The following is a 16,057-nucleotide window of genomic DNA, read 5'->3' on the forward strand; positions in this document are numbered from 1 at the left end:
CATCCTGACGCCGTTTGTAAGTTTACAATCGGCATCAGGATGCTTTCCTGATCAAACATTTATTAGTGGAATTTTAACATAAATACAGGGGTTTAAACAATAAAATGTCTAATTAAAATACACGTTTCTTGGAGTTAAGCAGTTCTGCCAGAAAAGCTAGCGCCAATCCCTGTCCCCAGCCTTGAACTCGTTTGTGAGCTACATCGCGGTATCCTTGCAGATCATTCATAACAGCGGTTCCGGCGGATACGTTCAGCACGGCGCCGTCGTCGGTAATTTGGCTTAAAATACCATCGATAGACCGCTGAATGTATTTGTTATACAAAGAACCGAAGGCGAACAATCCTGTAGCGATTCCGGCTGAGCCCGATGTCTCATGGTAAGAAGTTTTATCATCCAATACAGTATGCCACAGTCCATTGTCGTCCTGCAAACGGACAAGCGTGCTAAGCTGATCCCGCATGGAGCCTTCGATAATCATAAAGGATGGATGCTGAACCGCGATATGCGGCAAAGCTTTTGCCATAGTCAATGCAGCCCATGAGTTGCCGCGTGCCCAAAAGATGGAAGACATATGGTTTTGAGCAATGTTATCCCAGCCATGGTAATACAGATTCGATACGGGGTCCTGGAGAAAATGCTCATGGCCATGATACTGCTTCAAACCATCCTCCAAATAATCCGCACGGTCAAGCAGATGGCCTATACGAACAAGGAAATAGCCTGCCATCATCATCGTGTCTACCCAAGCTTGCTCCGGAAAGTTGTAGGTTTCGGAATTTACCGTATGTTGAAAAATTCCATCCGCAAAACGTACAGCGTCATTTTTTAAGTATTCAGCCATTTGAATAGCCACATCTAAATAGTTTTGATTATCTGTTGCTTTATAAAGGGAAATGAGCGCATGTCCAATCGATACGCCGTTCACGGATAGCTTAGGAAGTCCATCCTCCAGCTTCTCATCAACCCACTCTTGCAAAAGTTGAATATAGCGTTTATTCCCAGTTGCTTCGTAAGCTTCTGCCACCCCGTAAAATGCTACGCCGCCTGGCCAATCCCAGCTAAAGTCCATTCTAAAAGTACGGTCTACTACGCGATCAATGACTTCCCGAATATGATTTTCATCAAATTGAAGCTGAGGCATTTCCATCTTCCTCTCCCCTAATTCAAATGATTGACTATTTCAAACCGCTTGTACTGATGCCTTCAACGATGTATTTCTGAAAAGCGAAGAAAATGGCAAGCACAGGAATCAAGCTTACGATCGACATCGCGAACATCGCGCCCCAGTTAGAGACGGTATCGCTGTCTAAGAACATTTTAAGACCCATGGATACCGGATATAAGCTTGGACGGTTCAAATAAAGGACCGGTCCGAGCAAATCCTCCCATCTCCAATAGAAGGAGAAAATAGAAGCAGTCGCCAATGCAGGAACGACCAACGGCAGGATGATCCGGAAAAACAAGCGGAATTTTCCGCAGCCATCGATGGTTGCCGCTTCATCAAGCTCATTTGGAATGGTCCGAATAAACTGAATTAACAAAAAGATGAAAAACGGAATTCCGAAATATTGCGGAATAACAATCGGCTTAATCGAATTCAGCCAGTCAAGCTTAGCGAACAAAATATATTGCGGCACAAGCACGACATCATGCGGCAGCATGAGCGTTACCATCATAATGCCAAACCAGAAGGTTTTTCCCGTAAAGTTAAGTCTCGCGAATCCGAAAGCGATAAATGCCGAAGATAATACCGCTCCGATTGTTGATATAACAACGATTTCCAGCGAGTTCATAATGAAATTTCCGAAGGATTGACCTGCGATCCCAACCCAGCCTATCTTGTAGTTTTCCCAAATCCATGGCTGTGGAATGAGTGAATCTGCGGTTGCGAATATAAGGTTACTTTGCTTGAATGAACTCATTAGCAGCCATAAGACGGGATACACCATAACTAATGCGAGCGCTGCGACAAAGATGTGGTAAATCGGCCACTTCAGTTTTTTTAAGATCATGATTAATGGCCACCTTTCGACTCATAATGAACCCATTTCTTAGAGGTATAGAACAGAATTCCTGTCAAAATGGCAATGATAATTAGCATAACCCATGCCATAGCGGACGCGTAGCCCATATCGAAATAAACAAACGCCTGACGGAATAAATAAAGTGAGTAGAGCAGCGTACCGTCTAGCGGGCCGCCTTCCCCTTTGGAGATAATGTACGCTGGCACAAAGGTCATAAATGCGCCAATGGTCTGCATGATCGTATTAAACAAAATAATTGGACTTAACATCGGTATCGTGATTTTGAAGAATCGAATAATGGGTCCCGCGCCGTCAACATTTGATGCTTCGTACAATTCTGGCGGTATGTTTTTGAGTCCTGCCAGGAAAATAAGCATCGAAGAACCAAATTGCCAAACTGACAAAGTAATAAGCATCCAAAGTGCCGCCGCCGGTTCCGCGAACCATCTTACGCTATCTAAACCGAGTGCATTCAGAAAGATGTTTATAACCCCTTCATCCCCGTAAAGGTTGCGCCACATTATGGATACTGCAACGCTGCCGCCGATAATGGAAGGAAGGTAATAAACCGTCCGATATAACCCGATTGCTTTCGAGGCTGTATTCAATATCATTGCAATAAATAGGGCAAAAGCCAGTCTAAGCGGAACACCGATAAATACGTACAAGAACGTAACCTTAAGCGATGCCCAAAATTTCGAGTCATCCGTAAACATCGTCGAGTAATTCTCTAATCCAATAAAGGATGGTGTCGAGAGGAGATCATAATCCGTAACAGAAAAATATAACGATGCAGCAGCCGGGATCAATGTGAATAATAGAAATCCAATAACAAATGGCCCAATAAAGGTGTAACCGATCAAGTTGTTTTTCAGTGATAGCGATTTCATCTTATCCAACTCCTATACGAAGTCTATCTATTCGATTCTTCTGTATTAAAGAAAACACGATGGTCGATCTTCCGACCAACCATCGCATCTGCTCAAACAATATTACTTGTTTTTCTTAAGAATGGATGTTGCTTCGTCTCTGAACTTCTTAGCTGCTTCTTCTGGCTTAATTTTGTTGTAGTTCATTTGCTCAGCAAGGCTGGTCAATGATTTAAATACTTCAGCAGAACCGATCGGATCAGCTGGATCCATTGGGGAGCTGTTTGCTTCCGCCCAAGCAACGTAGTCATAAACTTGGATTTGAGCTTCCGTGGAAACGGCTTTCAAAGCTTCTTTAACTTTAGACGATACAGGAACACCGCGGTCGCCCAGGATCAATTTGTTTGCTTCGATATCATTTACGAAGAAGTTGATAAACTTAGCTGCTTCTTCTTTCACTTTCGAATTCTCAGACACGGAGAAGAACATACTTGGTTTCAAGAACAAACCTTTTTCCATGTTAGGACCAGCCATTGGAGCGATTGCAAGCGGACGGTTTGCAACTTGCTGCAAGCCTACATATTGGTTTGACCACTGCCATACGCCGATGCCTTGGTTAAGTACAAGGTGGCTGTCTTCCGCGCCTTTGATTTGCGCAAGCACGTCAGGTGATGGTACTACGCCGTCAATTACCAGCTTAGCTAGCATTCCGAAGAAATCTGTAAACATTTTGTCATCTTCATAACCAAGGCCGGTACCTTCTGCATTAAACAATGTTTTGCCTAATGTACGGAGGTAGTAGCCGAAAAATACTTCAGGACGCATGCCGTTATCGAAGTAAAGTCCAGCAGCTTTAGCTTTGCCAGCCATTTCTACGTAGTTATCCCAAGTGAAGTTTTCAGGGATGGAATCAATGCCTGCCTTTTTCAGAAGCGCCGGGTCATAGTTAAAGCCGAGTGCGTTAACGCCAAGGTTGATTCCGTAAAGGCCGTCGCCTAATTTACCGCCGTCGATTGCGTTTTGGCTGATGTCAGTAACATCGATTTGGTTGCCAATGAACGGTGTCAAATCAGCGAGTTGATTTCTGCCTGCATATTGCGAGTAGTTTTGCGTATCGATTTGGATAATATCAGGAAGCTCGTTTGCAGCCGCTTGAGGCGCTAACTTCTTCCAGTAATCATCGTAGTTCGCATATTCCATTTCAATCGTGACATGCGGGTTTTTCGCTTTGTACATTTCAATGACTTTCATCGTGTAATCATGTCGAGGCTGCCCGCCCCACCATGCGATCCGTAGAGTAACTGGTTTCGCTTCTGACGGCTCCTCTTTCACTTCATTGCTAGTCTTAGGTGTGTTAGTGGAGTTAGTTGCGTTACCATTGCCTGAATTTCCTCCGCAAGCGCTTACGAGAACCAATGCAACAGCCATGAGCATTAAAAGCATTTTCTTCGGTGCTTTCATTGTGTTACGCCCCTTCCAAACTCTTTAATGTTGATTACAAGCTTTATTATAGGTCGATTGTCGAATTGTCGGAATTAAAAAAACCGCTTTCTTTGTTAAAAAAACAGAGGTCGCCATTATGGCGACCTTTTGAATTCGGATGGCGTAAATCCGGTATGCTTTTTGAAAACCTGGCTAAAGTATTGTGGATTATCACCGAACCCGAACTTTTCTGCCAGCTCAAAAACCTTTACGTCGCCGGTCTTTTCAATTTCCTCCATGGCCCGCTCCATTCTTAAACGCACGACATAGTTGGAAAATTTCTCGTTCGTTTCCTTCTTGAACAGCTTGCCTAAATAATCAGCGTTCATATATAAAATTTCACTCGCTACCCAGTTGAGCGATAGCTCCGGGTTTGAGATCTGCTCATCGATGACATGGATCATCTTATTGATAATGAGCGAATGTTTTTTGGAATGAGTTTGAAAATTGTTCATGCAAATTTGCTCGGCATTTTCGGTAACAAATTGCTCAATGGTTCTAAGCGTGTGAAATTGCTCGAAGCTGGCGATTTTTGTTAAATAATCATTTATCTCTTCCGGTTTTCCTTGCCGAACGATCGAAATATACAGCGGAATGACATATGATTTTGAGAGATGCGTATCCATCCGGCTTTCCGCCAACTGAGCAAAATAGCTCTGAAGTTCCGTTTGGACGAATTCCCAGTCTCCCGATTTTACATGCATGCATAGCGGTTCTTCATCGTAAATGAACGGCTTCAGCACGCAGTCATCGCCTCGTTCAACATCATTTTGCGTAATGATGCTGCCTTCGCCTAAATAAAACTGGTAATTTACGCACTCTAACGTTTCGCGGTACATTTTGCGGGCGTGGGTAATGGGACCGGCATCACTAACGGCTACCGTGGCATCAAGCTTGTAATAGGTCGAGAAGGTTTGCTTTATTTCAATCAGCTTTGTGAATAAAGCTTCTGTCCCGCTGCTCGCCTTAATCAACAGCAGTACATGCTTACCAATCGTAGTGCTAAGAAGAACAATCGATTGGCCAATAACATCCTGCGCTATATTTTTGACTGCGAACATATGCTCGAACTCAAATTTCCCTTCGATTTGGAACAAAAGCAGCTGCACCCTATCATTATCTACAGTTATATGAAACAAATTACCGTAGTCGTCCCAATCGCGCTGACCATACGTCTTGTTCGTCACAAGCTCCTTCAAAAATTGCTCCTTCGCGTGAGGCAGCACCTTTGACAGTTCCTTCTGAATATTGAGCATGAATTTTTCTTGCGATTGCTGTTCCTCAAGCTCTGAAATCACTTCTGTCAGCGCTTCTGTTATCGTGTTTTCATTACATGGTTTAAGTAAGTAGTGTTTAACCCCGAACTGCATGGCAGTTCTGGCATAATCAAATTCACTAAATCCGGATAATAAGATGAAGGCAATGTGCGGAAATTTCTCATACACTTTCTCAACTAATTGCAAACCGTTCATTCCGGGCATTTTAATATCGGATATCACAATATCCGGCATATGGCTTTCAATAAAAGCCATCGCCTCGAGTCCATTGCGAGCCGTTCCTGCGAGCTCCGTATTAAAATCATTCCATTTAACCGTAAGCGATATTCCCTCAACTATTATTCGTTCGTCATCTACCAGCAACACCTTATACACGGGAATCCCTCATTTCATACGGAAGCATCAGCTTAACTCTCGTGCCCCCATTTGGTTCGCTTTCAACCTGTAGTCCGTAAGCGTCTCCATACAAAAGCTTTATGCGATCCTCAATGTTTTTCAATCCGAGTCCGGAGCCCTTCGTTTTTACTTCACCGCTTAGCAGCTGCGCAACAAATTGCTCCTCCATACCTGGCCCATTATCCTCGACCGTGATAAACAAAAGTTCATGTTCTGTATAAGAATGAATTTTTATCGTACAGGTGTCAATCATTTGTTCAAGTCCATAGTTGATTGCATTCTCGACAAGCGGCTGAAGCGAGAGCTTAGGAATACTGCAATGCAGCAGTATCTCAGGTACATCTACATTAAAATCAAGGCGTTCCTCGAACCGATATTTTTGAATGGTCACATAATGATTGATGATGTCAAGCTCCTTGCTAAGCGGTATAAGCGGCTCCTTCAGATTAATAGAGGTTCTGAGCAGCGAGCCTAACGCTTCAACCATTTGAGAAATATGCGTTTGATTGCTTAGCTTCGCCGACCAATTGATGGATTCCAAGGTGTTATACAGGAAATGCGGGTTTATTTGTGCCTGAAGCGCCTTGAACTCCGTATCGCGAATCGTCAGCTGTTTTACATAGTTTTCATGGATGAGCTCATTGATGCGTTCAACCATAATCCGGAAATTCCTGTGCATTTGCCCTGCTTCATCCATCGCAAGCGTTCGTTCATTCGGTTCATCGATATAAGAAAAATTGCCCAGCTGCACCCTTTTCATCTTTGCATTCAAACGTTCGATTGGTTCGGTTATTCCATTAGCGAACCCTACGGCAATCAATAGAATGACAATAAAAAGGATCGCAAAAATAATAATAATCGTATTTTTCACCTTTGCAACACGGTCAAAAATATCATCAAACGGAATCAGCGTATAATACGTCCAATCAGTATAGGTTGAGGCGATATAAGTTACAAAATATTGCTTCCCCTCATAGCGAATGACCTTATATCCCTCATTGCCGGATAAAGCCGCTAACGAATCAATCGGGAAAGCCGAAGCCTCCGGATATACCGCTTCATTATTTTTCATAATTATTAGCTGCGCATCGTTGCTGTTCAACCCTTTTGCTAAATCCCTAAACAGCTTGTCCATATCAATTCGAAGCGCTAATGTGCCAATGTAATCTAGATTCAACTGTTCAAACGAACGAACCTCACGCGCAGCAATTAAAGACTTGTCATTGCTGTAGGGGGCAATCCATGTATTTCCCCCTTTATTCACGGCTGTTAATTGCTTATATACGTTCAAGCGGTCCTGGTACACGGTAACTGAATTGGCACCTACCGCGTACTCGTTGTCGTTTACGTCATAAAGCTGTGCAGAAAGAACATACTTATCCAGCGCGCCGATATTGACCATCCGCTCTCTAACCGTCAAACGCACAACATAGTTGTCATAATCGGACAACCCGCTTTTAATTGATCTTAAATAATGTTGAATGGTTGAATCCGTTGTAAGCATGAATGTGAGCTTCTCCATCTTTTTCAGTTCATTCTCGATGCTAATCGAAGATAAGCTCAGTGCCTTTGAAGACTGCTTGTATATTTCTTTATCATAAAAATCAAAGGCATATTGTTGAATAATGATAGCAAGCACGGCAACGACCACCATGATGACAGAAATAAGTACAAACATTTTATGCTTTATTCTCAGGTTCGTATAAAGCGCTTTCAAATTGGGCACTTAAAGCAGCCTCCTTCCAGCGGCATAAGATCCTTAAAAAACAAGTGCAAACGGCTGCAGCCGTCCTTTAACGGCAAAAGCTCGTTTCGCGAAGATATATAAGCACATTTATAAGTTAAAACTTATAAATTCTTATCTATTCAAAAAAGAGCGCCCTGCCTTGAGGCGGGGGCGGCTCATCTTATTTTCTAATCAAATATAGCGTAATTTCTTCACGGTTATGGAACAACTGCTTTGCTTTTTGAAGCACAAATTCCGTTGATAGCCTGGAAATGACATCTCTGATGGTTTGCAGCGGCTTCCGATGCATAAGCTTCACCGTGATGATGGCGGTCGCACCGCTCTTGAGCGCAGCTTCCAGGTCAAGCACCAGCTTGCACATGAGCATCGGACTCCAACTCATATCACAGACGAGCAGATCAAACGTACCAGCATTAAATTTCACTTCCGATGCATTGCGTTTTAAATACGTTAAGGTCGGATAAGCCATTAATGAAGGATGTAATTCTGCGGGATCAATAGCGGTTACTCGTAATCCCCGCTCCAGCAGCAATGATGTCCAGCCGCCAGGCGCTGCTCCGACATCAAGTGCATTTTGATAGCTGGCATAATTCAGACCAAATTCCCGCTCCGCTTCCAGCAGTTTGAATTTTGCCCGTGATACCTGCCCTTCCTCACGCTGAAAGCGAACTGCGCCGCCTGGCCAATCCGATAGCATATCCGATGGCGCTCCGAAACCTGCATAAATCTGATTGGCCGCAGCGTATATCGCAATAATGATATCCGGCTGCTGTACGACAGGCTCTGCACCGATCTCTTCAAGCACCGCATCAAGCACTGCTTTCGTGTCAGCGGCAGAATAAACAAATTCAGATTTTGAGGTTCGTCTAATATGCACGGCCACTCGTTTATTTTCAAAGGACAGCACAGCGTTGCGAACCATATTCGATAATTCCTCAAGATCATTCGCGTTTCCTGTTATTTCAATCGTACGATCCACCGGCTGGATATGGCGTAAAAAGATCGGTTCTTGCTGATGGATAGCTTGCAGCGTCTCTTCCCGATTTTGCGGGCTGGACATTAAAAACACTTCACCTGCTGCAAGCTGCGTGAAGGCCACTCCTTCAAGGATTCTGCGAATTTCTTCCATTGCATAGGGTGAATAGGTTTGATTGGCCGTTCCGATCCATTGACTCACGTATGTTAGACCTCTTTCGTATATGAATTACTCTCGGTCCCTTGGAGGGATCTTTTCTCCCCTGCCCTCAAGGGAGTTATACACTCAAACCCTCAAGGGAGTAATACGCCCAAACCCGAACACTCGTGAGTATTACTTCCACTTCTCAAACCCTCGAGGGTGTTATATCCTTACCTCTGAAAACTTTTAAGTTTAATTTTTAATAGGACTAATTTTTAAAAAATAATAAATAAGTGAAGGGTTGTTTTTATATTACCTTTATTAACTTTTCGAACCCGCCCAAACCCTCCCTTCCAAGGGAGGGCTCCAAGGACTGCGTCCTCTGGACACCTGCAATTGGAATAACGTAAGGGGAGCAGAGTACAATTGAGTGTATGTTTGCGTAGGATCGCTTTCGTCCCTGAGGGACACGCTTGCATTGGGAGTGGAGCATTGGTTACTTTTAAGTGCGTGCGATTAGACAGCTAAAGTAGCAATAATGTTAGACTGTCTAGATAATCAAGCTACGTTTGTTACCGAGCTGATCCACCGCTTTTCTTTCGCATATCTTTCACAAATCCTTCACTGCATCAGCAAGCCGAACACCCTAAGCACATTAACTGGAAAAACTACCGCTAATTCCTCACATTGAGCTCGTTTTACTCACTTAACTGGAAAATCTCCAGCTAATTATCTATATTCCCCTCAGTTTGTCCCAAAATAATCAAATTAACGGGAGAAATTGCTGTTAAATGTACGAAAAAAAACATCGCGTGTTGATTAGCAGGAGTTTTTCCTGTTAATTATTATCCAATAGATCACGAGCTAACTATTACAAATGTAAGATCCACTTCTGCTTCGGTCAACTCACATACAACTCATCTGTTTGCATTATAACGAATAAGTCACATTTCGTGAAACTAAACATGATCATTTATTTAGAAATATAAACTAATGAAGCCAATTACACCACTAACTCCATTTAGTATCTCGAAATAAAACCAATTGTAATTCTATTTCAACTAACATAATGAACCAAATGCTTGTCCAAAAATACCTTAAACTTCACTTCCCAATGTAAGCGTGTCCCCCGGGACAAAGCGTTCCCCGCTCTCACCTATCCAATAATCGCGTCGGACTATCAAATACGTTACTCCAATTGCGGGTGTCCAGAGGGTGCAACCCTTGGGGCCCTCCCTTGGAAGGGAGGGTTTGGGTGGGTTCGAAAAGCCGTGAAGGTTGGTAGTAAGCCATTAAGGTTCATTGAAAGCCTTTGAAGGTTGGTAATAATCTCTTAAGCGTTGCTTAATACCCTAGAGGGCAAGGGTGAAAAGTTAACCAGCAGCTATTTCATTTAAAAGCGCGTCCGGCATCGGACCGTTATGCAGCTTGGTTGCAGCCGGCGCGCTAGTTGATAACATATGGTACATTTGCATACGGCCCGCTGCACTTGAAGTGTGTAAGTAGATTTGTTCCGGATAACGGCCTGTTTCCACGATATGACGGACCACTTCATAGCCAGTCGGTTGAGCCCAGCCAAGATCGTAATCGAGCGAAAGAATGCCTATTTTCTCGAAATCCAGAAGCTGCTTGCATTCTTCGGCATTACTCGCCAGAACGAACCCTTTGGGGCATACTCGGTAATCGTCTAAGTACACATGGATCATGAATGAAACCCCCGTTCAACGAATAGATTCAAAGCTTGCTTATTCATTGATCCTTTTGGCAATTTGAACAAACGAATGCTTTCCGGTTCGAAACATCGATTTTCTCGATAATCGTCCCGCAATTCTGGCAGACTTGGCCTTCACGGTCATAAACTTGAAATTGATCACGATGTTTACCCGTTAAGTCATCCTCTGCGGAATAAGCATGCTCGCCTGCCCCGCCATGCGAAATCGCTTCCTTTAATACACTATGCATCGCTTCATATAGGCGTTCCCAGGTTTCGTTCTCGAACATAGGAATTTTTGCATCTGGCCGAACCGAGGCAGCAAAACAAATCTCATCCGAGTATACGGCACCGATACCAGTGATTACGTTTTGGTCCATTAACGCTGTTTTAATTGCTCCGCGTTTTTTGGCAAACTGCCCGATGAAACGGTCTAACGTCAACCTTTTGTCCAGCGCATCAGGTCCAAACTTACCTAGCTTTTCCTCAATTCCCTTTACCGTTAAAAGCTGCAAATCATCCGCACGCAATCCAACGCCGTAAAGTACGGTTTCGCCGAAAATAAGTTTCAACTGTGCGGTACGGCTTGGTTTATCAGCTTCGCTTCCGCTATACAAATAAGCCCCTTGCCCCAAATGTAGCAACAGACGTTTCCCATTATCCAAATGCATAACTAAATAAAAGCCTCTTCTTTCTACAAACCATACTACCTTACCAATAACATCTCGCTCTATTTGCTCGTCGGTTGCTTGAAAAATCTTTGTATTTGATATTTCAATACCGGTTATTTGACCTCCTACGAATTGCTCCGCGATGAAAGTCCGATAAATATCCAGTTCCGGCAGTTCCTGCATGAAAGCTCGCTTCCTTCCTATGTTCTTCGTTTGCTTAATCTCATATTTGTCTGTGATCAGATATATAAGAACGAAGCTCTTCTAAGTGATTGCAAATAACGCTTGGCTGACAGCCTGCTTGCTCCATGTAATATGACAAATTCTCAGCAGTTGTAAGTCCGGTTAAAACAAGAATCGTACCACAGCCTGCAGCCTCTCCGAAAGCGATGTCTGTAGCCATATTGTCTCCAACTACCCACGTTTCTTCAGCCTTTAATCCGATCTCTCTCAGTGAATATTTCATAAGAATCGATGAGGGCTTTCCGATCAAAATTGGTTCTTTCCCACCCGCTGCCCGCAGCATGGCTCCAATGGAGCCCGCACCGGGAATGAGACCGTCTGTGGATGGAATCAGCAAATCCGGGTTTGTCATCACAAAAGCCGCACCGCCATGAATATACCGGACCGCTTTTGTTAAGCGTTCATAGGTAAAGGAACGGTCAATGCCCTGCAGCACGAAATCGGGTTGTTCCTCCGTCAATGATAAGCCAGTTTCTTGAACGGCTTTCTTAAGTCCGGTTTCGCCGACTACAAAAACAGAAGCTCCCGGCTTAATCTCCGCGATATGCCCCGCAGCTGCTTGAGCTGATGTGCATACATCCTTAGGTACCGCAGGGATCCCCATATTGTTCAGTCTATCCGCTACCTCTTCTGGGGTAGACGATGAATTGTTCGTAACGAAGCGGAAAGGAAGCTTCGTGTCTCTCAAATAAGAAATAAGCCGATCTGCATCGTCGATGCGATGCGTTCCATGATATAAGGTGCCATCCAGATCAATAAGCAAACCGCGCATTGTCGGTAGTTTTTTTGTCATTATTATAAAATCCTCTCAAGCAAGAGCGGCATCGCTGCAATCTGCTGTATAAACTTTAATTTTCCGTTATAAAATATCCCCGATCATTCAATTGCATCTATAATCCACGAATTTGCTCGATTTAGTGAGAGCTCGCTTATTGGATATGTTTGGCTGATTTTCGTCGTAAGCGCGTGATTCGATTTCTCAGCGCCTCGAGCTCTGCTCTTTTTTTGATATCGCGACGAATAAGCAGAGAATGATTCATAGCATGTTCAAACGCCATATTCGCATGCCCTAAAGCAGCCTCGTAATCCTTCAGTTTATGCTCGTAGTACATAGCCAGTTCTATGCTCGCTTCATGAGCAGCAGGGCCAAAATGCGAGCTGGAATGAATAATAGCCTTCTGCCACAATAACACAGCACGAACCCAATTTCCAGCCTTCTTGTCGCGTGCGGCAAGCATAAGAAGCGTTGAAGGATTCGATTGTTCCGCATTCATTGCCATATCGAACAATTGAATGGGAAGCTCATTTTTGCCCATCCGTTCCAGCCAAAGGCCAGTGCGCACCATTTCCTCCGGCTCATCCGGTAGGGGAATATACGATTCAATATTGCCATTCAATAAATGCCCAAAACGAATTGCTAGACAAGCAAGTGAGAGCATATCCGTTTCATTATGACGAAAAACGCCTTCAAGCGGCGCTGGATCTCCATTTGCTAAATATTGAAAATAGAGTTGAGGCGCCATCGAGCCCGGTACATCATCTTTCCGATGAATGCCAAGCCGTTCTTCCTCGACGTGACTTAATCGACATGAAACGAGTGTGTTTCTCCATATCGACCGCGCCGGATGCAAAAAATCGAGATGCTGAGGCTCCCACATTTTGCGTCCAAGCCCATTCATGATAAATCGATTTTGGACAAGCGGCCAATCGAATGTCTTGCCGTTATAGGTCGATAGAAAAGTGAACTGCTGCAGCTTTTCCGCCAAATACATGAGCATCGCTCTCTCTTCGGCAGGATGCCTGATCAACGTTTGCTCGATGACAAATTGGCCCTTTGACATATAGCCTATGCCAACCATAAACGGAACGTTCCCCGCCCCAACGCCTAAGCCTGTCGTTTCTAGATCCAGAAACAATATCTGCTCGGAGGCAGTTTGCTGATTGGAATGAAATGCCGATAAACCGGGTGCTGCATCTTGCAGCTCCCGGAGAGCATGCAAACCATGACGATAATCTAATGGATATTCTATTTTTCGCAGTAAGAAGCTGCCAGTAGCATTCGTAACCAGCTTAACTCCAAAAGCAGCCCAAACGGGTGAAAGCTTCTCCTCATCTTCTCCGGCAAGCTCCGTATTCGGTTCTTCAGTCAGCTCGGCTGCTTCTTCAATCACCGCTTCCTGTTTGGAGCTTTCACCGCGCAAACGCTTCATTCTATCACGCATACCGCTCATCGCGTACCCTCCGCTTCGTTCAGCAGCTCCAGCGCCTGCTGCTTCCCAAGCAGCCCCACTTCTTCAATGGGACCCACGCAGGCCGGACAGCCGCTTAAGCATGTACATGCGCGTATTAAGGATTTGGCCTGGCGAATAAGGTCATCATGCACCTCGAACAAACGCTCGCTTAGCCCGATTCCTCCCGGGTAACGATCGTAGAAATAAATCGTCGGCTTTTGCGTATGAACGGCTTTTACTTGAGGTACGACTCTAATATCGAAAGGATCGCACATTAAATAGAGGGGCGCAATATGCACGAGCACGTTCGCAATGCCCAGCAAAGCAAACTGCATTTCGTTTTTGCTTTTGCGGGCTGCGGCCTCTTCGCTAAACGAGAACCAATAACCGCTCGTATGCAGCTCTTCCTCGGGCAAATGAATAGGTCCTGAACCGATATTTTCATGCGTGCGAAGCTTTATTTTTTTGAAAATGGTTGGTTTGGCATTGACCGTGAGTTCACCGTATTGCCTAATCAGCTCGCCCGACTCTCTTTCCTTATCTACGTACAGCACCTTTAGTTCAACCGCTAGGTTGGCATCTGTATAATAATCCACGCTAACCTCTCGTACATAGGCTTTTTTCTCCGGATAGTCGAGCTTCTCGACCTGGTACTGCACGCCTTCATGAATATAGATTGCTTCCTCATGAATGAGCGTCGGAGCACTGAACCGATCAACCTCTCCCAGTACCCGGCTGCCGTTCGTATTATCAATAATGACAAAGTTCTCCTGTGCCGCCGACCGCAGCGAAATGTTGTGTGCCGGGAAGGATTGCTCCATCCAGAACCATCGGCTTCCCGCTTTATGCAGCACCTTCTCCTCCACGAGAAACTCCATCATATCCTCCAGAGATTCCGAACCGAAAGTGTCCCCTGCCTCGAATGGAAGCTCGTATGCCGCACATTTGACATGATCCATAAGCACCAATAAGTTATCAGGATGGATCAATGCGCGTTCGGGGGGCCGATTAAAGAAAAAGTCCGGGTTTTGAATCATATACTGATCCAACGGATTGCTGCTCGCCACCATAAAGGTGATCGAGCTCTCTAGTCTTCTTCCCGCACGTCCGGATTGCTGCCAGGTGCTTGCGATTGTGCCGGGATATCCATTCAAAACGCAGGCTTGGAGCTGACCGATATCAATGCCAAGCTCCAGCGCATTTGTGCTGACAACGCCGCGAATTTCGCCCGATCGCAAACCGCGTTCAATTTCTCTGCGCAATTTGGGCAAATAGCCGCCGCGGTAACCTCTGATCGACTTATCATTGATTTTATCGCGAATCAATTCCTGCAAGTATGTCAGCAGCAGCTCAACGCGAACACGGCTTCTAGCGAATACAATCGTCTGAACCCCCTGCTTAAGCAGCAGTCCGGCAAGCTTGCGCGTCTCTAGCACACTGCTGCGACGAATGCCCAGCTGTTTATTAACAACAGGAGGATTGTAAAAGACAAAATGCTTTTCTCCCATAGGTGCGCCGTTGTTGTCGACAAGTGTTACTTTCTCCCCGATTAAACGTTCTGCATGCTCCTGGGGATTATCGATCGTGGCTGACGCACAAATAAACTGCGGCGTCGAGCCGTAAAACTTGCAAATGCGTTTTAACCGCCGCATGACGTTGGCCACATGGCTTCCGAACACGCCGCGATAGGCATGGACTTCATCTATAACGATATACTTTATATTTTCGAACAGCTTGACCCATTTGGTGTGATGCGGCAGTATCGCCGAGTGGAGCATATCCGGATTCGTGACCACGATATGACCGGCATTACGTATCGCTGTTCGTACAGTTGGCGGCGTATCCCCGTCATAAGTGTGAGTCTTAATGCCTACATCCATTAAGTCGGCGAGCGCTTGCAGCTCTGCAACCTGGTCTTGTGCGAGTGCCTTCGTCGGAAACAAATAGAGCGCCCTGCCCTCTTCGTTTTCGAGCAGAGACTGCATAACAGGCAGATTGTAACAAAGCGTCTTGCCTGATGCAGTTGGCGTCACTGCGACTACATGGTGTCCGGCCCGTACTGCGCGGTATGCTTCAGCTTGATGCGTATATAATTCGCTGACCCCGCGGGAATTCAGCGCTTCCTTCCATGCATGGTGCAGGCCTTCCGGCAGCGGAGCGGTACGCGCGTCACGCGGAGCGAGGGTACGCCAGTGCGTAACATTGTCCATAATCTCGGTATTTTCCCGCACCTGCGTCAACCACTCCTCCAAACCGGAGGTTTTTCCCGTAAACCGGTTCATTACC

The 16,057-nt window shown here is 45.1% G+C and carries 12 protein-coding genes; all 12 read right to left on the reverse strand.

Annotated features, from left to right (window positions below; genetic code table 11):
• Positions 1 to 112: 112 nt before the first annotated feature.
• The gene (locus tag RCO25_RS04400) at positions 113 to 1,144 is read right to left on the reverse strand and encodes a glycoside hydrolase family 88/105 protein (protein WP_308994966.1); all 1,032 of its coding nucleotides are present in this window, start codon (positions 1,142 to 1,144) and stop codon (positions 113 to 115) included.
• Positions 1,145 to 1,178: 34 nt separating this feature from the next.
• Complete coding sequence (locus RCO25_RS04405) at positions 1,179 to 2,015, reverse strand: carbohydrate ABC transporter permease (protein ID WP_308994915.1); 837 nt, start codon at positions 2,013 to 2,015, stop codon at positions 1,179 to 1,181.
• 2 nt (positions 2,016 to 2,017) lie between these two features.
• Positions 2,018 to 2,917 carry a carbohydrate ABC transporter permease gene (locus RCO25_RS04410; RefSeq protein WP_308994916.1) on the reverse strand — a complete coding sequence of 300 codons (900 nt, stop codon included), beginning with the start codon at positions 2,915 to 2,917 and terminating at the stop codon, positions 2,018 to 2,020.
• Positions 2,918 to 3,019: 102 nt separating this feature from the next.
• Positions 3,020 to 4,357 carry an ABC transporter substrate-binding protein gene (locus tag RCO25_RS04415; RefSeq protein ID WP_308994917.1) on the reverse strand — a complete coding sequence of 446 codons (1,338 nt, stop codon included), beginning with the start codon at positions 4,355 to 4,357 and terminating at the stop codon, positions 3,020 to 3,022.
• A gap of 116 nt (positions 4,358 to 4,473) precedes the next feature.
• Positions 4,474 to 6,030, reverse strand: a complete 1,557-nt coding sequence (locus RCO25_RS04420) for a response regulator transcription factor (RefSeq protein WP_308994918.1) — start codon at positions 6,028 to 6,030, stop codon at positions 4,474 to 4,476.
• Positions 6,023 to 7,777: a sensor histidine kinase gene (locus RCO25_RS04425; protein ID WP_308994919.1), complete on the reverse strand. Its 1,755-nt coding sequence runs from the start codon at positions 7,775 to 7,777 to the stop codon at positions 6,023 to 6,025. The genes RCO25_RS04420 and RCO25_RS04425 overlap by 8 nt, the downstream gene beginning before the upstream one ends.
• A 181-nt stretch (positions 7,778 to 7,958) precedes the next feature.
• The gene (locus RCO25_RS04430; protein ID WP_308994920.1) at positions 7,959 to 8,975 is read right to left on the reverse strand and encodes an SAM-dependent methyltransferase; all 1,017 of its coding nucleotides are present in this window, start codon (positions 8,973 to 8,975) and stop codon (positions 7,959 to 7,961) included.
• A gap of 1,313 nt (positions 8,976 to 10,288) precedes the next feature.
• Positions 10,289 to 10,621: a cyclic-phosphate processing receiver domain-containing protein gene (locus tag RCO25_RS04435; RefSeq protein WP_308994921.1), complete on the reverse strand. Its 333-nt coding sequence runs from the start codon at positions 10,619 to 10,621 to the stop codon at positions 10,289 to 10,291.
• A 43-nt stretch (positions 10,622 to 10,664) separates the two neighbouring features.
• Positions 10,665 to 11,480: an Fpg/Nei family DNA glycosylase gene (locus RCO25_RS04440; RefSeq protein WP_308994922.1), complete on the reverse strand. Its 816-nt coding sequence runs from the start codon at positions 11,478 to 11,480 to the stop codon at positions 10,665 to 10,667.
• 40 nt (positions 11,481 to 11,520) lie between these two features.
• Complete coding sequence (locus RCO25_RS04445; protein WP_308994923.1) at positions 11,521 to 12,333, reverse strand: TIGR01457 family HAD-type hydrolase; 813 nt, start codon at positions 12,331 to 12,333, stop codon at positions 11,521 to 11,523.
• A gap of 136 nt (positions 12,334 to 12,469) precedes the next feature.
• The gene (locus tag RCO25_RS04450) at positions 12,470 to 13,771 is read right to left on the reverse strand and encodes a ribonuclease H-like domain-containing protein (RefSeq protein WP_308994924.1); all 1,302 of its coding nucleotides are present in this window, start codon (positions 13,769 to 13,771) and stop codon (positions 12,470 to 12,472) included.
• The gene (locus RCO25_RS04455; RefSeq protein ID WP_308994925.1) at positions 13,768 to 16,053 is read right to left on the reverse strand and encodes a DEAD/DEAH box helicase; all 2,286 of its coding nucleotides are present in this window, start codon (positions 16,051 to 16,053) and stop codon (positions 13,768 to 13,770) included. Before RCO25_RS04455 ends, RCO25_RS04450 begins: the two co-directional genes overlap by 4 nt.
• Positions 16,054 to 16,057 lie beyond the last annotated feature (4 nt).

This window comes from Paenibacillus sp. LHD-38 (genome assembly GCF_031157315.1).
In the GTDB taxonomy this organism is placed as follows: domain Bacteria; phylum Bacillota; class Bacilli; order Paenibacillales; family Paenibacillaceae; genus Pristimantibacillus.

What these genes read in the sequence shown, in the direction of transcription:
- RCO25_RS04400 (WP_308994966.1), bottom strand. Translation starts at nt 1,144, where the DNA reads ATGCCTCAGCTTCAATTTGATGAAAATCATATTCGGGAAGTCATTGAT.
- RCO25_RS04405 (WP_308994915.1), bottom strand. Translation starts at nt 2,015, where the DNA reads ATGATCTTAAAAAAACTGAAGTGGCCGATTTACCACATCTTTGTCGCA.
- RCO25_RS04410 (WP_308994916.1), bottom strand. Translation starts at nt 2,917, where the DNA reads ATGAAATCGCTATCACTGAAAAACAACTTGATCGGTTACACCTTTATT.
- RCO25_RS04415 (WP_308994917.1), bottom strand. Translation starts at nt 4,357, where the DNA reads ATGAAAGCACCGAAGAAAATGCTTTTAATGCTCATGGCTGTTGCATTG.
- RCO25_RS04435 (WP_308994921.1), bottom strand. Translation starts at nt 10,621, where the DNA reads ATGATCCATGTGTACTTAGACGATTACCGAGTATGCCCCAAAGGGTTC.
- RCO25_RS04440 (WP_308994922.1), bottom strand. Translation starts at nt 11,480, where the DNA reads ATGCAGGAACTGCCGGAACTGGATATTTATCGGACTTTCATCGCGGAG.
- RCO25_RS04445 (WP_308994923.1), bottom strand. Translation starts at nt 12,333, where the DNA reads ATGACAAAAAAACTACCGACAATGCGCGGTTTGCTTATTGATCTGGAT.
- RCO25_RS04450 (WP_308994924.1), bottom strand. Translation starts at nt 13,771, where the DNA reads ATGAGCGGTATGCGTGATAGAATGAAGCGTTTGCGCGGTGAAAGCTCC.
- RCO25_RS04455 (WP_308994925.1), bottom strand. Translation starts at nt 16,053, where the DNA reads ATGAACCGGTTTACGGGAAAAACCTCCGGTTTGGAGGAGTGGTTGACG.